This window comes from Pseudarthrobacter sp. MDT3-1, from assembly GCF_054510755.1.
The window spans coordinates 73,342-92,191 of sequence record NZ_JBTNDX010000014.1; the positions used below are offsets into that span (position 1 = coordinate 73,342).

Below are 18,850 nucleotides of genomic sequence, written 5' to 3' on the forward strand. Positions count from 1 at the left end.
GTGGCTCGCGAGCATCGTCGCTGCAGGTTCAAACACTCTACCGGCCGGAGTAATTCCGGCGAACAGGATTTTCTTCGGCACGGGCTTTTTCTGAGCGGTCGTTTTGGCTGGCCGGTGTGGTTTAATCAGCGCACTTAGTTATGAGTCGGGGCTGGGGCCTCTAGTGATGTTCGACCGCGCAAGCGGTCAGGCAGGAGCCCCAGTTGGACGCGTACTCCTCCGCATATCCGGCAGGCCGCCACTACCACGGCGCTGGCCGAAGCCCGTTGTCCCTGGTTCTTTCGGTGGCTGCCGCTTTGATGGTTTTGCTGGCTGCCGTCACTTCGGCCGTGGTCCGCTCTGAGGGCGTCACCGGAACCGTGAATGCCCCCTTCGCCGGGACCGGGCCGGTTGGCGCCATGGCCGCGGTTGGTGCAGGCGCCGAGGACGGGAGCATCGCGAGGATTATCAGCAGGGTCTCCGGCTTCCGCGTTGGCGTGGCCGTCGCGGATACAGCGGGCGGACCGGTCCGCACTTTTGGCGACACGGCGGCCTATCCTGCGGCCAGCACTGCCAAGCTCATCACCGCAGCGGCCTATCTCAAGCTTGTAGAGGCCGGTGAAGTGCGCCTCGATGAGACGCTGGGGAACTTCACTGCCGCGTTCCAGCTCAAGTCCATGATCAACAGCAGCAACAATGATTCCTGGCTTCTGTTGATGGACAGGCTCGGCTACCAGCGGCTGATCCAGTATGCCGCCTCGATTGGCATAGCCTACGATCCCGAAGACAACCGGCTGACTCCCGGGGAAGTGGCCCAGGTCCTGACGAAGCTGTACGCCGGACGGCTGCTTAACCCCATCAATACCGCACAGTTGCTGGGGTACATGCAGGAAACCAACAACGAGGAACTAATCCCCGCCGCCTCGGGGCCCGGCATTACCGTCTATCACAAATACGGCCAGCTTGGAGGAAACCTCCATGACGCAGCCCTTTTGGAACATGGCGGGACAACGTATGCGCTGGTGATCTTCACCGAAGGCGCCGATAGCACCGACGAGGCCGAACGGACCGAAATGATCCACGATCTGACGCGGGCAGTCGTCGGGACGCTCTTTCCGGCGGGATAGGCAAGGTGCTGTTGACTCCGTGCAATCCGGCGCTCGGCATTGAGGGAACGGAGCATTCGTGGGCAGGTGGCTTAAGTGTCCGCTCGCGCCGGGGCTTAAGTGACTGTGAGACCGGGTGGTCAGCTGCGGTGGTGCTCAATCAGCCAGCTGGCCATCTGCTGGGCCCGCTTGGCCGCTTGGGTGTCCCCTTCGGTGGCTGAGACGATGGACCCCTTCATCAGGATGTGCCACGACCGGGCGAAATCCTCGGGGCGGTCCAGCCCGGCCTGCTCCGCGAGGGCCTGCACATGGCCCCTGATCCTGGCCAGGTAGTCAATGCTGGCCTGGCCCAGCGGATGGGCCGGGCCCATTTCCAGCAGGATGTTGATGAAGGAGCAGGCCTCGAAGTCGTCGCGCAGGAACCAGTCGCCGAAGACGTCGAAGATGGCAAGGAGCTGTTCAGTGGGGGTAGTGCCGCGCAGTTTGGCCTGGCCAACGATGGCATCAACTGTCCATACCTGGTCCCGCTGCTCCAGGAACGCCAAGACCAGTGCATCCTTGGACGGGAAGTGCCGGTAAAAAGTTGCCTTTGCCACGCCGGAACGTTCGATCAGTTCGTTAACCCCCACGTCCCGCACACCGCGGCGGGAAAACAGTTCGTAGGCTACTGCAAGGATCCGGCCCCGGGAATCGGCAGGAAGAAATGGCGCCTCGGCGGCTAACTCCGCAGGAGACAGCGCGGGTTCTGCAGTGTGGTCTGCATCGGAAATCATCGTACGAATAGTTTACTCCAAGGCGCAGACAGACCGGTCTTACTCGCTGTAGTGTTTTTCCCAGACGCAGTGCGATGACGCCGGCGGGACCCTCTAAAGCCCGTCGGCCTGGCGCAAGGAGGCCCCGATGTCAGCAGAGCGAACGTTCGATTTTATCCCGTGTGGCGACACTGACCCCTGGATAGAAAGCACCGATGCGTCCGCCGAGGTCCGGCACTTCGCGCGGGAATCCTTGCGGTGGCAGGCGCAGGAAATCATTGATGAAGTGCTCCGTGGAACGGCTCCCGGCGAGGAGCTGGCCCGGGCCAGGTTGCGCCGCTGCGTCGCCCAGAACCCGGGCAAGCCCGAACGTGCACTCCTTGAACAGCTGATGCTCAACCGCGACCCGCAGGGTGAATCAACGCAGTAACAGCCTGCCTTACAACGTGAGGCTGCGGTCCACAATGCGCCCGGCGGTCATGTGCAGGCTCTGGCTGTTGGCGCGGGCATGGTTCCGCAGCAGGTTGAATGCCGCGTCCATGTCCACCCCGGCGGTATGGGCAATGACGCCCTTGGCCTGCTCAATCAGCACCCGGGTGTTCAATGCCAGCTGCAGCTGCTCGTTGACCAGTACCGCTTCCCTGATGGTGCGTTCCTGCATAAGGCTGATAGTGGCGACGTCGGCAAGGGCCTGGCCGATCGCGGCATCCTCTGCAGTCAGGAAACCCTCCCGGGCCCCGAACAGACCCATGGCCCCGATAATCCTGCCGTGAACGCGCATGGGCACAGCATGCACGGAGCGGAAGCCCTGCGACAGCGCGGCTTGGCGAAAACCCAGCCACTTGGTAAGCCCGGCAATGTCGTCCACTGAGACTGCCGACCCTGTCACGTAGCACTCAACGCAGGGACCGGCTCCGGCTTGAAGCTGGAGCACCTCGACGAGTTGGCTCTGCTCGCTGGTGGATGCGACAACCTGCAGTTCTCCGCTGGGATCGGCAAGCAACAGACCCGCGGCTGCGACGTCAAGGAGACCCACGGATTCCTCCACCAGGATATGCAGAAGATCCACGACGTCGTAGTCGGCCACCAGCGTGTCAGTGAGCTTGACGAACGCCGCACTGGCGCGCTCGGCGCGGGTACTGGTTACCATGGCCCTATTTTACTGCAGGGCAGATCCGCTGGCCCCACCCTTGTCGGTGTCGAAGCTGAGCCTTCTTTCGAGCACAGCGGCGGCCGTCTCCCCCAACGTGAGGTCATTGGCAAAAGCGTAGGCACGCAACAAAAGCAAGGATTCCGCTGCCGTAGCACCAGACTGCGCCAGTACCATCCCGGTGGCCTGGTGGATCTCGCGGCGCGACATAAGCGCCGGCTCCAGGGCTGGATCCGTATCCGTTGAGCTGAGGCTCAGGATCTTGCGCAGGAGGTACCAGGAAGTCTGCCCGGCAAGTACGGCCGCCATCGACTGGTCCGACCGGTTCAGGTTTCCACGAACGGCGTGATACAGCTCAACAACACCGAGGTCCATCGCGCCTACTGTGAGTGGAAAAACGAACAGCGCGGCTGCGTCCGTCCCGGCGATCGCCTGCCGGAACATGGGCCATTCGTCGTCGGCTGTGGACTGTGCGTCGGGGATCAGCACGGGCAAGCGGGTCTTGTGGGCCCGCCACCGCGGGCCTTCGCCGAGGTTGAACTGCAGTTCGTCCAGGCGGGCGGCGAGTTCGTCGCTGGCGGAGACCAGGGTCTCCGCGGCAGAGCCGCCGAAGAGGGACACCGCGGCACCCGTTATGGGCAGCTTCTCCAGATATGGAGCACACACGTTCTGGTCACCGGCAACCATATCGGGTGCAATGTCCATGGTGAGCCTCTGATCCCTGAATCATCCCGCAGTGAAAGATCCGGCGGCAGGCTGAACCGGAACGGCGGAGTTGTCACTTCAAGGATACAGATTGCGGCGAACCCGCCCGTCGTCGCCGACCGGGCCTCAGTCCGGCCCTTCCTGTCCGTTGGCATTGGCCATCTCTGAGGTGACCATCAGGTGGTCACGCAACGCCCGTTCCGGTGCGCCCGGGTGGGCGGCCACACACCTGCGAAGGCGCCATTTGACGTCAGCCAGATCCGGTGCCGGGTCCTCCAAGATCGAGTAGATAATTTCGTAGGCCTGCCATCCGATCGGCGTGAATCCGTCAGCTGCGACGTGGTTGGCCATCGCCCCCTCCACCTTAGGGATCGTGGCGCTCACGGGTCTCGCCGAAAAGTACGGCCTCGCTGACCATAACGGTATAGGTGTCGTGTGCGTGGCGGGTTACCAGAATCCCGCACAGGCCAGTGCTGGAGGCAAACTGGCGGGCCATGTCAACGGCCGAATTCAAATAGTCGTCCAGGACGGACGCGTGATTCACTTTGACGAGATAGGACAGCCCGTCATCGATTGTGCGGATCATTGGATTCGCTCCTGACTTGAGCGTGGCCGGTAGGCCACGGGGATAGGGAATACACGCGAGCATCCCGCTTGCCGTGTATGCGGCTGCGCCGGGCAGACAGGAGCCGGGCAACACAAAAGGCCGAGGATAACTGCGGAAGAAGTTTGGGGTGCCCTGCGTGAAATTTGTCCTCCTGGAGTACGCCGACATAAGGCGATGCCAGGGTCTGGGGCAACAAGTTCAGCATAGCCCATGCCGAGACAGACGGACAGGAATCCGAGGCCTTGAGCGCCCCGGAAGCGGACCCTACATGTCAGCTGCTCAGCGGCACGTTGTCGATCAGCCGGACCGGCCCCACCTTGGCGGCGATGAGAGCCAGGCCTTCGCCGCGGAACGGGACTTTCCAGCAGTTCTCGGCCAGCGGCTCAAGGGTGAGCGGATCCACGACGTCGAAGTAGTCCAGTCCCACCAACGACTGCGATTCAACCATGGCCCGGGCCGATTCCAGATCAAGCGGCTGGTGGGCAGTTGCCCGCTCCGCCAGGAGCCGCAGCGCCCGTGACAACACCAGGGCGGCCTCGCGCTCCTCTGCGGAGAGGAACCGGTTGCGGCTGGAAAGGGCCAGCCCGTCCGCGGACCGGACGGTGGGCACGGCAACAATTTCGACGGGGAAATTCAGGTCCGCCACCATACGGCGCACCAGCGCCAGCTGCTGGGCGTCCTTTTGCCCGAAATAGGCCCGATAGGCCGGCAGTCCCCCGCCGCCTGAGGCAAAAGCACCGGCCGGTGGAAGCCCTGCGCCGGGGATGCCGTAGTGCAGCAGCTTGGCAACCACGGTGAGGGCCCCGTCGAAATGGCCCGGCCGTGTGGCGCCTTCCCACTTTTCCCCCAGGGTGCCGGCGGTCACGCGGACCAGCGGCTCGCCGCCGGGATAGACCTCTTCCACCGGAGGCGCAAACACGAGGTCCACGCCCTGTTCCTCAAGCAGGGCAAGATCGGCGTCGAGCGTGCGCGGGTACCGGTCCAGATCCACCGCATCGCCGAACTGGAGCGGGTTCACAAAGATGGACGCCACCACTACGTCGTTCTGTTCGACGGCGGTGCGCGCCAGCCGGGCGTGGCCTTCATGCAGCGCGCCCATGGTGGGCACCAGGCCCTGGGACCTGCCCGCCTTCTGTGCGAGCAGCCGGGCACTCGCCTCCCTGAGCTCTGCGGCCGTTGTCACCAGTTGCGTGGCCATGTCAGTTTCCCTCTTCCAGGGCCGCGCGGAGGGCCCCCACTTGATCCTCTTTGAGCAGCCCCCGGCTGCTGGCCCGCCGTGCCGTGGCACGGGCCATGGCGACGTAAGCCTCCAGCACATCGCCGTGAGCACCGGCGTCGTACTCCCTTAACGCCTCGGCGTGGGCCGCCACTGTCCCCACATCGCCGCGGGCCACCGGCCCGGTCAGCGCCGATTCGCCGGAAGCGAGCGCGTTCTCCAGCGTGGCCCGCAGCAAAGGCCCCAGCATCCGCTCCGGCGCGTCGACGCCAACGTCGCGGAGCAGCTGCGAAGCCTGCGCCACCAGGGTGACCATATGGTTCGAGCCATGGGCGAGGGCCGTGTGATAAAGCGTCCGGTCCCCCTCCGCGATGGCCACGGGTTCGGCACCCATCTCCACCACTAGCGCCTGGGCAATGGGCAGCATCGCGGCATCAGCGGTCACGCCAAAGGTGCAATCCAGCAGTCGTGTCAGGTCCAGGCCCATCCCCGTGAACGTCATGGCGGGGTGCAGTGCAAGGGGGATGGCTCCGGCGGCGCGCACCGGGCGAAGCACCCCCACGCCGAACCTGCCCGAGGTGTGCGCCACAATCTGTCCGGGCTGCCACGCCCCGAGTTTGGCGAGTCCGTCCACCAGTCCGGCCAAGGCGTCGTCGGGCACGGCCAGAAGCACCAGTTCAGACCGTTCCACAATCTCCTGGATCTCCAGGATGGGCACGCCGGGCAGCAGCGTCTCCGCCCGTTCACGGCTGGCCTCGGACACCGCAGAAACCCCGACGACGGCGTGCTCGGCTGAGCGCAACGCCGCACCAAGGACGGCGCCCACTTTCCCGGCACCGATGATTCCGACGCCAAGGCGCCCGGGCTTAGCCACGTTGCGGGCCTTCCTGTGGGGGACTGGTTTCGGCAGGCTCAACCACCGGACTAGCGGGTTCGACAGGCTCAATCACCGGAGCTGGCTCAGCCACCGGAGCGGGCGCCACCGTTGCCAGCCATTGTTCACTGGTCTGCCGCTTGCGGGCGAGCCGGGCGCGGGCGGACTGGGCATCAAAAAGGCCCCGGGCCTCGTCAAGTCCGGCCTGGGTGAGCCGTGGCGAGACCGGCCCCGCCGTGGTGTGCAGGACAAGGTCCGCCACACGGAACCGCCGGGCGAGCGGACCCTGGTGCAGTGCCATTGACTGGGTGCGCTGGTGCGGGACCACCACCAGTTCCCGCCACCACCGGCCCGAGCGGATCAGCAGGGCGGTGTCAGTGGTGGCGAAGCCATTGCGGCGCCAGCCCAGCGGCGCGAGGAACCTGCCGCGGTGCGGCGTGGTGACAAATCCGCCGTCGGAATCCAGCCCCGTGAGCCCGGCAGCGAAGGTGCGGCCGGGCTCTGGTGTGCCGGGATCCGGCAGCACGAGCGCGAGCATGGACATCACGTCGGGCAGCTTGCCTACGGGCAGCAGCGTGGTCCGGGACGCTGTCTCGCCATTGCTCCCGACTGCGCCGTACCCGGCCACGTTGACCTGGATCCGGTACCAGCCGAACATCCGCCATAGTGGGGACTGTGCCACTTTCAGCGCCTGGACCCTGCCCGGGGGCAGCGTCTGCGCCTGCGTGTCCAAGAGCCCGTAGCGGAGCCGGATCCCGTCCGGCGAAATGGCGGCGGTGAAGTTGTAGCCCTTGTTAAAGAAGCCCCAGTAGCTGGCTGCGAGGCCCAGCACCGCCGGGATCAGGTAGAAAAAGAAGCTCCGGTTGTCCGTCACGGCGGACAGGATCACGGCGGCGATGCCGCCCACCACCACAAAAAAGCTCTGCTCACTGAGCAGCAGGGAACCGATAAGGCGCGACGGCGGCACGGAGAGCACCGGATATTCGGGCGCCTCGGGCGCGGCCCCCTGCGGCCGGGACGGGTCCGGGACCACGCCTGCGGCCCGTGCCAGGATGGTGGCCCGGAGCTGGCGGGCATCGTCCATCCGCAGGTACGCCAGCTTGACGGCCGATTCACCGGCGTCGGCCACCTCGAACTTGAGTTCGGCGAGGCCGAAGATCCTGGCCAGGAGGGGCTGCACGATGTCGATGGCCTGGACGCGGTCCAGCCGGGCCTGGCGCTGCTGGCGGAAGAGGAAGCCGGAGTTGACCCGGACGTACCCTTCGGCGACCTGGTACTTGGTGAAGTACCAGGTCAGGATGAAGCCCAGCACGGTCACCACAAGGACGATGCCGCCGCCGGCCACCAGCCAGGGTGCCCGGCCGGCGAAGTCCTCCTCGAACAGAGGACGGCCTTGCAGCAACCGTTCGAAAAAGTCCCGCCCGAAGAAGAAACCGATGGCTGCCAGGGCCACCCAGCCGCGCACAAATGGGGACGCCGGGTGCACACGCAGCCACTCGCCGTCGGGCGCCACCGGAACCGCAGTCGGTGCGCCGGCCTCCGGAACGTTTGACGTCACAGCCCTGCCAGCCTCGCTTCACCGCGGGCGGCGAGCTGCTCGCGCAGGCGTGCCCCTTCCACAGCGGGCAGGCCGGGGATGGTGGCGTTGGTTCCGGGCGAGGCGGTGTGGAGTTTGAGCGTGCAGAGTCCCAGCCCGCGTTCCACCGGGCCCACGCCGATGTCCACGTATTGCATGCGGCCGTAGGGAACCGCCATGGTCCGTTGGAAAAAGATGCCGCCCCGGATCAGCAGGTCATCGTCGCGCTCGGCGTAACCGATGGCGCGCACCTGGCGCGGAATCAGCAGCAGCCGCCAGATGGCCAGAACCAGAGTCACCGCCGGGACGGTGATAGCCAGCCACAGCGGGGGCCAGCGCCACCAGCCGAGCAGGACAAGAACGAGGGGCAGGCTCAGGACGACCACCGTGACCAGATTCCCTATGGCCCACTGCACCAGCCGCACCGTGACGTATTTCGGGGATACCCGCTGCCAGGTAATGCCCGGCGGATCAATCGCCTCTGTACGCATATTCGCCTTCCCCTGCGGCTTCGCCGCGTACCCCGCGGCCGGGTTTCCCCTCACCGGGCGTTGCATCGGTGTCTTCGGGCGGGATCTTGCAGAACCGCTCCACCAGCAGGCCGACGACGATCATCACCAGACCGCCGGCAGCGATCGCGATTGCCACCCAGGTGATGTCCTGGTCGCTGCGCAGGTTCCAGATGCGCAGCTGGTCCAGGAAGATCCCCGCGTGCCAGCCCAACAGGACGGTGCCCGCGTAGGCGCACGCCTGGGCGAGCACCAGGGTCCTGGCGGCAAGGATCGGGTCCAGCGCCTTCTTGCGTTTGGTGCTGTTGCGCCACCGGAGCACGCGGATGCCAAGAACCAGTGTGATGGCAACAATCACGCCCATGGTGGCCAGCGCGGTGGCCGGAAGAACCGGCGTGGCCATGCTGTAGCGCGTGGTCACCACGGTGGCCGACCAGCCGGCCACGGTCAGGACCAGGCCGATCAGCAGCAGGCGGACAGGGTTGATGGGCTTCACTGGTTACTCGACCGCCCCGGCTGTGGGGACGCCGTCGTAATCGCCGAAACCGTCGAACGGGGCGAGGTCGCCAAAATCGGGGGCGCGGGTGGCCAGCTCGCTGATGCGTTCCCCGCCCAGGGTTGCCGCCGGCTCGATGAGGGACCACGGATACAGCACAAAGGCGCGTCCGGCGGCACGCGGGTGCGGCAGGGTCAGCACCGGGTCGTCACTGGTGAGGTCACCGTAGGTGATGATGTCGACGTCGAGTGTCCGGGGTCCCCAGCGCACTTCACGAACGCGGAGGTGCTTGTTTTCCACCGCCTGGCAGTGCTTCAGCAGCTCCGCCGGGGACAACGTGGTTTCCACGGTGATGATCATGTTCAGGAAGTCTGGCTGGCCGGCCGGGCCGCCAACGGCTTTGGTCTGCACCACCGGGGAAACGGCCTGCAGGCGCACCTCCGGCGGGTCCACCAGGTCAGCAACGGCCTCGGACAGGGTGTCGTTCCGCTCGCCCAGGTTGCTGCCGAGGGCAAGGACGGCTTTGGTGTACCCGGAGCTCATGACCGCTGCCCGTCCTGCCGCGCTTCTTGCCAGGCACTGTGTGTCCTGTTCCGGTGCACGCTGACAGCCACATCGCCGAAGGGCACCTCGATGGGCGCCTTGGGCTTGTGGACGGTGATGTCCACGGCCTGGATGCTGAATTCTGCGAGCAGGCCATCGGCGATCCGGACGGCCAGGGCCTCGATCAGGTTCAGCGGCTCCCCGGTGATCCAGTCCTTGATCCGCTCAGCCACTTCGCCGTAGTGGGCAGTGTCCCGGACGTCGTCGGATACTGCGGCTTTGGCGAAGTCCAGGTGCAGCACGGCGTCCACCACAAACGGCTGGCCCTCGCGGCGCTCGAAATCGAAGACGCCGTGATGGCCGACGGCGGTGACGCCGCTCAGCGTGATCTTGTCCATGGGTGCCCGGCCTAGGTGGTGGTAGGGGCGGCGGCCATCCGCGCGGCCACCTTGACGGCGTCAAGGCTTGGACCGACGTCGTGCACACGGACGGCCCAGGCCCCCCGGAACGCGCTGATCGCGGTGATGGCGGCCGTGGCGGACTCGCGTTCCTCCGGTGCGGCGGACTTGCCGGCGACTGTGAGGAGTGTGCCCAGGAAGCGCTTGCGGGAGGCGGCCACCAGAACCTTGTGCCCCAGGGTGTCCAGCTGGTCCAGGTGCTGCAGGAGCTCCCAGTTCTGGGCGTCGTTCTTGGCGAAGCCCAGGCCCGGGTCAACGATGATCTGCTCTTTGCTCACCCCGGCTGCGTAGAGCTTGTCGCGGACGCCGGCCAGTTCTGCCACCACTTCGCCGGCCACATCCTGGTATTCGGCCAGCGAGTTCATGGTGCGGGCGTCGCCGCGGCGGTGCGTGAGGACATACGGCACTTTGGACGCGGCTACGAGCTCGGCCATCTCCGGCTCGATGGTCAGCCCGGAAACGTCGTTGATGATGGCGGCGCCGGCCTTCAGGGCAGCAGCTGCCGTGGCGGCGTGGGTGGTGTCGATGCTGACCAGGGCGCCCGCTTTGACCAGGGCTTCGATGACGGGGATCACCCGGCGCTGTTCTTCCTCCGGGCTGACGTCCTCCGCGTCGGGGCGCGTCGATTCGCCGCCGACGTCGATGATGTCCGCTCCGGCGTAGAACATCCGCAGGCCCGCCGCGATGGCGGTGTCCGCCGTCGCATGCTTTCCGCCGTCGCTGAAGGAGTCCGGGGTGACGTTCAGGATGCCCATGACCAGGGTGCGGCCGGTGGGCAGGTCCGCGAATTTCGCGGCCGGGCGCGGTTTGCGCAGGATGGGCAGCGGAGATGTTGCGGGCCCGGTTCCCGGGGCTGCAGCGAGTGAGTCCATGGTCTGTTACTTACCTTCCGAGGATGAGGCTCATGGCTTCGGCACGGGTGGCCGGGTCATGAAGCTGCCCGCGGACCGCGCTGGTGACGGTCTTTGCTCCGGGCTTGCGGACACCGCGCATGGACATGCACATGTGTTCGCATTCGACAACGACAATCGCGCCACGCGGCTTGAGGTGGCTGACCATTGCTTCGACGATCTGCGTGGTGAGGCGCTCCTGCACCTGGGGGCGCCGGGCGTAGATATCCACGAGGCGCGCCAGCTTGCTGAGTCCGGTCACTTTGCCCTCGTGGGAGGGAATGTAGCCGACGTGGGCAACCCCGTGGAACGGCACCAGGTGGTGCTCGCACGTTGAGTAGAACGGGATGTCCTTGACCAGGACCAGTTCTTCGTGGTCCAGGTCGAAGGTGGTGGAAAGGACGTCCGCAGGATCAAGGTGCAACCCTGAGAACACCTCAGCGTAGGCCTTGGCCACCCGCCTGGGGGTGTCCACAAGGCCGCCGCGGTCCGGGTCCTCCCCGATGGCCAGGAGGATTTCACGGACGGCCGCCTCAATCCGGGGCCGGTCCACTTTCTCGTGCTTTTTGTGGTGGGATCCGTCCTCCGCCGGGTGTCCGGCGGAGGCGGGAGCGTCGTCGTCGTCGAAGTGAGTCACAGAAGAAAGCTTAGCCGTGCGTGGCGTCAGGCCCCGAGTCGGGGATGCCGCCCTGGAACGAGGCGTCATCCGGGACACCCTGCGGGTGCAGCGGCAGCGCGTCCAGCGGTTCCTCGAGACGGGCCTGCTTGGCTTCCTCCTGGGCTTCGCGCTCAGATTTCTCCAGGCGGGATTCCACGGGGCCGGCCTGCTGGACCGGACGGGTCTCCTTGGACAGCCACACCTCGCGGAAGTCACGCTTGCGGATGTCCGTGAAGATGTGCGCGATCTCAGCCTGGTTGAGGGTCTCCCGTTCCAGGAGTTCCAGGGCCAGCTGGTCCAGGACGTCCCGGTTTTCGGTGAGGATGGCGTAGGCCTCGTCATGCGCCTGGTCGATCAGGCGGCGCACTTCCTCATCCACCACGTAGGCGATCTGGTCCGAGTAGTTGCGCTCGTGCCCTGCGTCGCGGCCCAGGAAGGGTTCGCCGCCGCCCTGGCCCAGGCGTACCGCGCCGACTCGTTCGCTCATGCCGTACTCGGTGACCATCTTGCGGGCCGTGGAGGTGGCCTTTTCGATGTCGTTGGAGGCTCCCGTGGAGGGATCGTGGAAGACGATCTCTTCCGCCACGCGGCCGCCCATCGCGTAGGCCATCTGGTCCAGCAGTTCGTTGCGGGTGATGGAGTACTTGTCGTTCTCCGGGACCACCATGGTGTAGCCCAGGGCGCGGCCGCGGGGCAGGATGGTGATCTTGGTGACCGGCGCCGAGTTCCGCAGGGCTGCCGCCACCAGGGCGTGTCCGCCTTCGTGGTACGCGGTGATCTTGCGTTCGTGTTCCTTCATCACGCGGCTGCGCTTCTGCGGGCCTGCCATGACGCGGTCGATGGCCTCGTCCAGGGCGCGGTCATCGATGAGGTTGGCGTTGGAGCGTGCGGTCAGCAGGGCGGCCTCGTTCAGGACATTCGCGAGATCCGCGCCGGTGTAGCCGGGGGTTTTCTTCGCGACCGCCTTGAGGTCAACGCCCGGGGCCATCGGCTTGCCCTTGGCGTGCACCTGTAGGATCTGGTCGCGGCCGATCAGGTCCGGGGCGTCCACCGAGATCTGGCGGTCAAAACGGCCCGGACGCAGCAGGGCCGGGTCCAGGACGTCGGGGCGGTTGGTGGCCGCAATCAGGATGACGTTGGTTTTAACGTCGAAGCCGTCCATTTCAACCAGCAACTGGTTGAGGGTCTGCTCACGTTCGTCATTGCCGCCGCCGATGCCGGCACCGCGGTGACGGCCGACGGCGTCGATCTCGTCGACAAAGATAATGGCCGGAGAGTTGGCTTTGGCCTGTTCAAAGAGGTCGCGGACACGGGACGCGCCCACGCCGACAAACATTTCCACGAAGTCCGAGCCGGAGATGGAGAAGAACGGCACGCCGGCCTCACCGGCGACGGCACGGGCCAGGAGGGTCTTGCCGGTTCCCGGAGCGCCGTAGAGCAGCACGCCCTTGGGGATCTTGGCGCCCACGGCCTGGAACTTGGCCGGTTCCTGCAGGAACTCCTTGATTTCCTGGAGCTCCTCCACAGCCTCGTCCGCGCCGGCAACGTCAACGAAGGTCACCTGCGGCATGTCCTTGTTGACCATCTTGGCCTTGGACTTGCCGAACTGCATGATCTTCGAGCCGCCGCCCTGCATCCGGGTCATCAGGAACCAGAACAGTGCACCAAGCAGGATGACGGGGATCAGCAGCGAGAGCAGGCCGGAGAACCAGTTGCTTTCAATCGGCTGGTCCGTGTAGCCATTGGCGGGCTTGGCGGCTGTGACGGCCTTGACGACGTCGATGGCGCGGGCGTCGACGAAGTAGAACTGGACGCTCTTGCCCTTGTCCTGACCGTCGACCTGCAGGGTGTCTTTCAGGACCAGGTCAACGCGGTTTTCGCCGTCGAAGATCTTTGCCTGCTCCACCTTGCCGCTGTCGGCGAGGAGCTCGAGGCCCTTGTCCGTGTCGATCCGTGCCGCACCACCGGGAGCCAGTGTTGCAAAGGCCACGAGAAGCATGGCGATCACAACAACGATCCAGATGCCCGGGCCCTTGAAGAAACTCTTAGCTTTCATCTGTTCGGGGGCTGGCCCCGTCCCTCCTGGTAGTGCTGCACGGCGAATGGTCTGCGCGCGTGTGATGCTGCATCAGCTACTAGCTATACACCGTTCGGAGTAATTCACGCACGGTGCTGCGCAAAAGTTCCCTCTGGGCGTAGCGGGATGTGGGAGGCAAACGGGACTCCCCAGATCAGCCAACGGATCAGCGCGCGGGCGCCGCCACCGAATCGCGCAGTACCGGCGGGCAGTCCAGGATGGTCGGGTGGAGCGCCATGAGGGCCAGGTCCGTCTTGCCCTCGATGGCGTCGATCAGGTTCTCGGCCGCCCAGGCACCCATTTCGTAGTGCGGCAGGGCCACCGTAGTCAGGCCCGGGTACAGGTTTGCCGCGATGAGTTCCTGGTCATCGAAGCCCACCACAGACAAGTCCCCGGGGATGGACAGCTCCAGCTCCGCAGCGGCCCGGTAGGCGCCCATGGCCATCCGGTCGTTGTAGCAGAACAGCCCGGTGGGCCTGTCTTCACGCCCCAACATCCGGCGGACCGCCGCATAGCCTCCCTGCACTTCGGAGAGCTCCGACTCGACAGGTGCCGCGTCGCCGTCGAGGCCAGGAGGATTCCGACGGCGGTGCGGGCACCGCCCTCCTCGTCGGGCACCACGGCCGTGATGCCGCCGCCGGTGCTGACGGAGTCCACCAGCACCGCCGGTACGCTGCCAAGGTTGACGGGCAGCTGCACGTGGCGGTGGTACATGGTGGCGTAAAGGATGCCATCAACCCGGGGCTCGCGGATCCGGACGTATTGATTATCATCAGGTTGTAGCCGCGGGCACGGGCGGCCTCGTCCGCGCCCAGGATGATGCGACCTGCATGGAGTGTGGTGGCGATATCCTCGCTGACCAGGCCCAGCATTCCGGTCCGCCGGGTGCGGAGCGCCTGGGCCAGGCGGTTAGGGCCGTAGCCGAGCTGCTCAGCGGCGGACTTCACCTTGTCCCTGGTTTCCGGGCTGATCCGTGCGTACGACACGTCATTCAGGACATGGGAGACCGTGGTAACAGACACCCCGGCGGCGACTGCTACGTCCTTGATCCCAATGTTCTTGTTGCTCAACGGTCTCCCACGTCCTCTGCAATGCAGCGAGATGGCATTTCACGGCAGCGTCCGTTGGTGCGACTGCCGTGAAATGCCATCTCGGCGAGAGTGGCTACTCGTAAACGTGCGGGGCGAGCGTGCCCACGAAGTCCAGGTTGCGGTACTTCTCGGCGTAGTCCAGGCCGTAGCCCACCACGAACTCGTTGGGGATGTCGTAGCCGACGTACTTGACGTCGATCTCCACCTTGGCGGCCGTGGGCTTGCGGAAGGCGGTGCAGATCTCCACGGAAGCGGTGCCGCGGGATTCCAGGTTGGTCTTGAGCCAGGACAGGGTCAGGCCGGAGTCAATGATGTCCTCGACGATCAGGACGTCCTTGCCCATCAGGTCCGTGTCCAGGTCCTTGAGGATCCGGACAACACCCGAGGACTGGGTGCCGGAGCCGTAGGAGGACACTGCCATCCAGTCCATCGAAACGTGGCTGTGGAGCGCGCGGGCGAGGTCGGCCATAACCATCACAGCGCCCTTGAGTACACCGACCAGAAGGATTTCGCGGCCTTCGTAGTCCTTGTCGATCTGCGCAGCGAGCTCAGCGATCCGCTGTTGGATCTGTTCCTTGGTGTAGAGAACGTGCTTGAGGTCTGCCTGGACGTCGTTTGAATCCACCAATGGCTCCTGTGTAGATGCGGGGTGCGACTATTCTTGGGGCGGTTTTTGAGGCCGGAATACTAGCTTCCCACAGCGGGCCGCTTCACGGGGAACGGGGGCGCCGCCGTCGGGACCGTCGGGCCGCGTTTCCGCAGCGTCCCGCTGGGCCAGCTCGGCGAGGGACAGCCGGTACACGCTCACACCGCCAGGCAGCTCCACGGGACCGGCGGAACCCTGCCGGCGCAGCAGCGCTTCCGCTGCCAGAAGGCGCTGGTAGCTGGGCTGTTGGCCCCCGACGTCGGCCGCTGCCTTGGCGATGACCCGGAACCTGATGGCCGGGGAAAGTTCCCCCAGAGCCTCCTCCCGGAGGCTGACCTCCGGTCCGGACCGCTCGGCCAAGGCTGCAAATGTGCGATCTGCCACGTCCTCCAGATAGTCGGCGTCCAACTGCAGGATGGACGCGGTCCGGGCCAGGGATTCAGCCACGCCGGGCCCGAGTTTTTCCTCGAGCATCGGCAGCACTTCCACCCGGGTCCGGGAGCGGGCAAACGACGGGTCTGCATTGCTGGGATCGTGCCAGGGCTCGAGGTCTTCGACATCGCAGATCTCCAGGGTCTCTGCGCGGCGCAGGCCGAGGAAGGGCCTGAGCAACAGGCCGCGGGCTGGCCGCATTCCAGCCAGCGAGCGCGTGCCGGAGCCGCGGGCAAGACCCAGCAGGACCTGTTCGGCCTGGTCGTCCAGCGTGTGGCCGAGCAGGATGGCCGCGGCTCGGTGCTCGTGGGCCGCAGCCTCCAACGCTGCATGGCGGGCATCCCGGGCGGCGGCCTCCGGGCCCATCCCGGTGCTGGCGACGGTGACGGTCCGGAGGTCCACCGGGGAAAGACCCAGTTCCTTCAGTGTCTGGACTGTGGCCGCAGCCACCTGGGCCGAGCCCTCCTGCAGCTGGTGGTCAACCACGACGGCGCCGACCGTCAGTGGGTACCCGTCAACGTGGCCGCGGCGGGCAAAATAGGCTGCCACCGCCGCGAGGGCCAGCGAATCCGGTCCACCACTGCAGGCCACCAGCACGTGGGCCGGATAGCCGGCGTCCGCCAGGGCGTTCTGGACCATTTTGCGCGCCTTGCCGACGACGGGCGCAAGCCGGCCGGGCCGTCGTCGTCCGCTTGAAGCCGTGCGGGCGTCCGGCACCTTTGGGGCGTGCGGCACCTATAGGCCCATCCGGTCAACCCACAGCTTGGGATCGTGGATTTCAGGCTCGGTGGGAAGGTTATCCGCGGATTCCCACACCCTGTTGAAGCCCTCCATGCCAACCAGCTCCACTACGGCGCGGACAAACTTGGCGCCGTCGGAATACTGGCGCATCTTGGCGTCCAGGCCAAGGAGGCTGCGGATGAATTTCTCCATCACGCCGCGGTCTTTGCCACGGTCGGTGAAGCGCTGCCGGATGGTCCTGACCGAGGGGACGATGCTGGCGTCGACGGCGTCCATCACCACGTTGGCGTGGCCCTCCAGCAGGCTCATCACTGCCGTCAGGTGCGACAGGGACGCCTTCTCCTCGGGGTTCTGCAGCAGGTCCAGGATGGCGCCGCGGCCGGGCGTATTGCCGGTGGCGGTCCGGTCCTTGAGGGAACGCGCGGCGGCGGAGGCACGCTCCATCAGCGAATCAACGTTGCCCAGCAGGTGCCCGCTGAGGTTGTCGATCTCGGAAAGCATGTGGTGGCGGAGCCAGGGCGCAGCCGCGAACTGCACCCGGTGCGTCTGCTCGTGCAAGCAGACCCAGAGCCTGAAATCCTCCGGCGTGACGTTGAGCTCGCGCTCCACAGCCACGATGTTTGGCGCCACAAGCAGCAGCCGGCCAGCCGCGGGCGCGTTGGAACCTTCGGCGAGCGCGGCGAACGGATCGTACTGGCCCAGGACTTTGCTGGACAGGAACGCCAGGACAGCGCCGAGCTGGCTGCCCGTGATGGCGCCGCTGACGCTGGCCGCCGCCGGGCTGACGTTGCCGCGGCGGCTTTCGAGCATTTTATCCATGGCGGGTTTGAGCATCACGGCGAAGCTCTGTGTGTTTGCCTTGGCCCAATTGGCCCGGTCCACCACCAGGACAGAGGAGTCGCGCAGGTCCCGCGCGGCTTCGAGGCCCGTGATTTCGTGGACGTGCGGGACGGAGGCGTCGGCGAGGCGGCGCAGGCTGTCCACGGCTTCGCCGATTTCCGCCGAGTTGAGGGTTGGCCCCGCGGAGGCCAGCCGGGCCGCCGTGGACGCGGCCAGGTCCCAGTTGATCAGGGCCGGGGCCGGGCTGGATGATGCCGGGGCTGACGAATCACGCACAGTGGACTCCATAGCCCCATCACATCACAGCGGACGGCGGATGGTCCTTAAGTTCGCTGACCGGCGAACGGCTCGGGGCATCCGGTGACCTGCGCCTGTGTGTGGTTCGTTTCAGAAATCGGCCGGTTGCGCTGTCCTTCACCCACGTCACGGAGTCTTGGTGGCAACTTCGGCAGGAGCCGTCTTGGCGTAGACGTCCTTACTGACCTCATATCCGTGCTGGTCGAGCTCAAGTGCTTGTTCATTGACGTCGGCCAGTTGGGCGTCGGAGAGCTGTTCGATTTTTTCGAGGTCCAGGGTTTCCTGTTTCACGCCACCCTCGGCTGTCACCCTTACCAGCCCAGTGCCGGCTGAATAGAACTTACGCTGGTGGCCTACATCCGGTTCCAGCGGATTGTGCTCATCAATCACCAGCACGCCTTCGTAGCAGTCGGTGGGGACGCATAGCGCTACGTTGTCCTCGTAGGCACGCGCGCAATCGAGGAAACCCACTGAAGCCGCGTGAGCCTGAACATATTCCGGCGTGCCGGTCCGTGGCTGCGCTTGCATTGCAATGCCGGCTTGGCTCCCCGAAATCCCGTGGATGAAAGTATTGGGCGCCCCAATAAATTTGTCGTTTTCGAACTCCTCGGGATACTCACCGAAGAGCCAAACCGCTCCAGCGTTATCCTGGGCAAAAAAGGCCAGCTCCGATTCAACCAGCGCCCCGTCCTGGTAATCGCGGTCCCACATCACCAGGGTTTTCACACCGTCAATGACCTTGGTCAGGCCGGTTACGGTGTGTGTGACCCTGCGTTCGGTGGTGTCATCTTCAGCGGCGACCGTGCCGGTGGTGGAATACACGGTGCCTGGCTTTAGCGGAAACCACTTGTTGTCGATCGTCGGAGAGCTTTGGAAGGTGGTCTTGTCGAAGTTGACCGCAGACCCTGGCCCGCACAGCTCTGGCGCCTGCGACGTCGCTGTCGGCGACCCTGACGGCGATGCCGGCTCCGAAGTGCCGGTGGAGGTGGGCTGCGCTTGCCCGGCATCCGGCGCCGCGCACGACGCCACCGTCGACATTGCCAGAAGCAGCGTGAAAGCGGAACTAAGGGCTGATAGTCGTTTATTTGGCTGGAACATCATTGTGGCCTTCACTCTCGGAATTTATTGCTTTCAGCAACTGTCACGGGCGCCCCGTTTAGGAGCTCACCGAGGGGCAGCGCTGTCGAAACCGCGCCGGGTCTGGGAC

General features: G+C 65.6%; 21 protein-coding genes and 1 pseudogene. 2 read left to right on the forward strand and 20 right to left on the reverse strand.

All coding sequences use genetic code 11. The annotated features are described in order from the left end of the window. The first annotated feature begins 203 nt into the window (after window positions 1–203). On the forward strand, window positions 204–1,106 hold the full coding sequence (locus tag ACX80X_RS12650; protein WP_252614475.1) for a serine hydrolase: 903 nt from the start codon (window positions 204–206) through the stop codon (window positions 1,104–1,106). A 119-nt stretch (window positions 1,107–1,225) separates the two neighbouring features. Here the strand turns inward: ACX80X_RS12650 and ACX80X_RS12655 are convergent, their stop codons facing one another. Next, a complete protein-coding gene (locus tag ACX80X_RS12655) occupies window positions 1,226–1,858 on the reverse strand; it encodes a TetR/AcrR family transcriptional regulator (RefSeq protein WP_252601742.1) in 633 nt (210 codons plus the stop codon). Between the two features lie 127 nt (window positions 1,859–1,985). Here ACX80X_RS12655 and ACX80X_RS12660 point away from each other — a divergent pair, with 127 nt between their 5' ends. Further along, a complete protein-coding gene (locus tag ACX80X_RS12660) occupies window positions 1,986–2,267 on the forward strand; it encodes a hypothetical protein (protein WP_252601745.1) in 282 nt (93 codons plus the stop codon). 9 nt (window positions 2,268–2,276) lie between these two features. Here ACX80X_RS12660 and ACX80X_RS12665 read toward each other — a convergent pair whose 3' ends face one another. The 19 genes and pseudogenes from ACX80X_RS12665 to ACX80X_RS12755 all read right to left on the reverse strand — a co-directional run bounded on the left by ACX80X_RS12665 (window position 2,277) and on the right by ACX80X_RS12755 (window position 18,756). Then, entirely contained in the window at window positions 2,277–2,987 is a 711-nt protein-coding gene (locus ACX80X_RS12665; RefSeq protein ID WP_252601747.1) for a GAF and ANTAR domain-containing protein, read from the reverse strand. Window positions 2,988–2,996: 9 nt separating this feature from the next. Next, window positions 2,997–3,692: a GAF and ANTAR domain-containing protein gene (locus ACX80X_RS12670; RefSeq protein ID WP_252610923.1), complete on the reverse strand. Its 696-nt coding sequence runs from the start codon at window positions 3,690–3,692 to the stop codon at window positions 2,997–2,999. A 126-nt stretch (window positions 3,693–3,818) separates the two neighbouring features. After that, window positions 3,819–4,076 carry a hypothetical protein gene (locus ACX80X_RS12675; protein WP_252601751.1) on the reverse strand — a complete coding sequence of 86 codons (258 nt, stop codon included), beginning with the start codon at window positions 4,074–4,076 and terminating at the stop codon, window positions 3,819–3,821. Beyond that, entirely contained in the window at window positions 4,057–4,278 is a 222-nt protein-coding gene (locus tag ACX80X_RS12680) for a hypothetical protein (protein ID WP_252610921.1), read from the reverse strand. The genes ACX80X_RS12675 and ACX80X_RS12680 overlap by 20 nt, the downstream gene beginning before the upstream one ends. Before the next feature lie 292 nt (window positions 4,279–4,570). Next, a complete protein-coding gene (locus ACX80X_RS12685) occupies window positions 4,571–5,497 on the reverse strand; it encodes a 4-phosphopantoate--beta-alanine ligase (RefSeq protein WP_252614474.1) in 927 nt (308 codons plus the stop codon). A 1-nt stretch (window position 5,498) separates the two neighbouring features. Next, window positions 5,499–6,389: a Rossmann-like and DUF2520 domain-containing protein gene (locus ACX80X_RS12690; protein WP_252614473.1), complete on the reverse strand. Its 891-nt coding sequence runs from the start codon at window positions 6,387–6,389 to the stop codon at window positions 5,499–5,501. Further along, window positions 6,382–7,947 (reverse strand): PH domain-containing protein, encoded by a 1,566-nt coding sequence (locus ACX80X_RS12695; protein ID WP_252614472.1) that lies wholly within the window; start codon window positions 7,945–7,947, stop codon window positions 6,382–6,384. The genes ACX80X_RS12690 and ACX80X_RS12695 overlap by 8 nt, the downstream gene beginning before the upstream one ends. Beyond that, the gene (locus ACX80X_RS12700; protein WP_252614471.1) at window positions 7,944–8,456 is read right to left on the reverse strand and encodes a PH domain-containing protein; all 513 of its coding nucleotides are present in this window, start codon (window positions 8,454–8,456) and stop codon (window positions 7,944–7,946) included. The genes ACX80X_RS12695 and ACX80X_RS12700 overlap by 4 nt, the downstream gene beginning before the upstream one ends. After that, a complete protein-coding gene (locus ACX80X_RS12705; protein WP_252601763.1) occupies window positions 8,437–8,970 on the reverse strand; it encodes a DUF3180 domain-containing protein in 534 nt (177 codons plus the stop codon). Before ACX80X_RS12705 ends, ACX80X_RS12700 begins: the two co-directional genes overlap by 20 nt. Before the next feature lie 3 nt (window positions 8,971–8,973). Then, window positions 8,974–9,513, reverse strand: coding sequence for a 2-amino-4-hydroxy-6-hydroxymethyldihydropteridine diphosphokinase (folK, locus tag ACX80X_RS12710; protein WP_252601766.1), 540 nt, complete (start codon window positions 9,511–9,513; stop codon window positions 8,974–8,976). Further along, window positions 9,510–9,911: a dihydroneopterin aldolase gene (gene folB, locus ACX80X_RS12715; protein ID WP_252601769.1), complete on the reverse strand. Its 402-nt coding sequence runs from the start codon at window positions 9,909–9,911 to the stop codon at window positions 9,510–9,512. Before folB ends, folK begins: the two co-directional genes overlap by 4 nt. 11 nt (window positions 9,912–9,922) lie before the next feature. After that, window positions 9,923–10,843, reverse strand: a complete 921-nt coding sequence (gene folP, locus ACX80X_RS12720; protein WP_252614470.1) for a dihydropteroate synthase — start codon at window positions 10,841–10,843, stop codon at window positions 9,923–9,925. Window positions 10,844–10,853: 10 nt separating this feature from the next. Beyond that, window positions 10,854–11,498 carry a GTP cyclohydrolase I FolE gene (gene folE / locus ACX80X_RS12725; RefSeq protein ID WP_252601775.1) on the reverse strand — a complete coding sequence of 215 codons (645 nt, stop codon included), beginning with the start codon at window positions 11,496–11,498 and terminating at the stop codon, window positions 10,854–10,856. Between the two features lie 10 nt (window positions 11,499–11,508). Next, a complete protein-coding gene (gene ftsH / locus ACX80X_RS12730; protein ID WP_252601778.1) occupies window positions 11,509–13,575 on the reverse strand; it encodes an ATP-dependent zinc metalloprotease FtsH in 2,067 nt (688 codons plus the stop codon). Between the two features lie 187 nt (window positions 13,576–13,762). Beyond that, window positions 13,763–14,666: pseudogene (locus tag ACX80X_RS12735) on the reverse strand (LacI family DNA-binding transcriptional regulator). Between the two features lie 94 nt (window positions 14,667–14,760). After that, the gene (gene hpt, locus ACX80X_RS12740; RefSeq protein WP_056347981.1) at window positions 14,761–15,312 is read right to left on the reverse strand and encodes a hypoxanthine phosphoribosyltransferase; all 552 of its coding nucleotides are present in this window, start codon (window positions 15,310–15,312) and stop codon (window positions 14,761–14,763) included. Window positions 15,313–15,342: 30 nt separating this feature from the next. After that, window positions 15,343–16,404 (reverse strand): tRNA lysidine(34) synthetase TilS, encoded by a 1,062-nt coding sequence (gene tilS, locus ACX80X_RS12745; RefSeq protein WP_252614469.1) that lies wholly within the window; start codon window positions 16,402–16,404, stop codon window positions 15,343–15,345. A gap of 96 nt (window positions 16,405–16,500) precedes the next feature. Next, the gene (locus tag ACX80X_RS12750) at window positions 16,501–17,634 is read right to left on the reverse strand and encodes a zinc-dependent metalloprotease (RefSeq protein WP_252601783.1); all 1,134 of its coding nucleotides are present in this window, start codon (window positions 17,632–17,634) and stop codon (window positions 16,501–16,503) included. Window positions 17,635–17,769: 135 nt separating this feature from the next. Continuing rightward, the gene (locus ACX80X_RS12755; protein WP_252601785.1) at window positions 17,770–18,756 is read right to left on the reverse strand and encodes a hypothetical protein; all 987 of its coding nucleotides are present in this window, start codon (window positions 18,754–18,756) and stop codon (window positions 17,770–17,772) included. Window positions 18,757–18,850 lie beyond the last annotated feature (94 nt).

What these genes read in the sequence shown, in the direction of transcription:
- folB (WP_252601769.1), bottom strand. Translation starts at nt 9,911, where the DNA reads ATGGACAAGATCACGCTGAGCGGCGTCACCGCCGTCGGCCATCACGGC.
- ACX80X_RS12685 (WP_252614474.1), bottom strand. Translation starts at nt 5,497, where the DNA reads ATGGCCACGCAACTGGTGACAACGGCCGCAGAGCTCAGGGAGGCGAGT.
- ACX80X_RS12655 (WP_252601742.1), bottom strand. Translation starts at nt 1,858, where the DNA reads ATGATTTCCGATGCAGACCACACTGCAGAACCCGCGCTGTCTCCTGCG.
- ftsH (WP_252601778.1), bottom strand. Translation starts at nt 13,575, where the DNA reads ATGAAAGCTAAGAGTTTCTTCAAGGGCCCGGGCATCTGGATCGTTGTT.
- ACX80X_RS12700 (WP_252614471.1), bottom strand. Translation starts at nt 8,456, where the DNA reads ATGCGTACAGAGGCGATTGATCCGCCGGGCATTACCTGGCAGCGGGTA.
- ACX80X_RS12665 (WP_252601747.1), bottom strand. Translation starts at nt 2,987, where the DNA reads ATGGTAACCAGTACCCGCGCCGAGCGCGCCAGTGCGGCGTTCGTCAAG.
- ACX80X_RS12680 (WP_252610921.1), bottom strand. Translation starts at nt 4,278, where the DNA reads ATGATCCGCACAATCGATGACGGGCTGTCCTATCTCGTCAAAGTGAAT.
- folP (WP_252614470.1), bottom strand. Translation starts at nt 10,843, where the DNA reads ATGGACTCACTCGCTGCAGCCCCGGGAACCGGGCCCGCAACATCTCCG.
- ACX80X_RS12660 (WP_252601745.1), top strand. Translation starts at nt 1,986, where the DNA reads ATGTCAGCAGAGCGAACGTTCGATTTTATCCCGTGTGGCGACACTGAC.
- ACX80X_RS12750 (WP_252601783.1), bottom strand. Translation starts at nt 17,634, where the DNA reads ATGGAGTCCACTGTGCGTGATTCGTCAGCCCCGGCATCATCCAGCCCG.
- tilS (WP_252614469.1), bottom strand. Translation starts at nt 16,404, where the DNA reads ATGGTCCAGAACGCCCTGGCGGACGCCGGCTATCCGGCCCACGTGCTG.
- ACX80X_RS12670 (WP_252610923.1), bottom strand. Translation starts at nt 3,692, where the DNA reads ATGGACATTGCACCCGATATGGTTGCCGGTGACCAGAACGTGTGTGCT.
- folK (WP_252601766.1), bottom strand. Translation starts at nt 9,513, where the DNA reads ATGAGCTCCGGGTACACCAAAGCCGTCCTTGCCCTCGGCAGCAACCTG.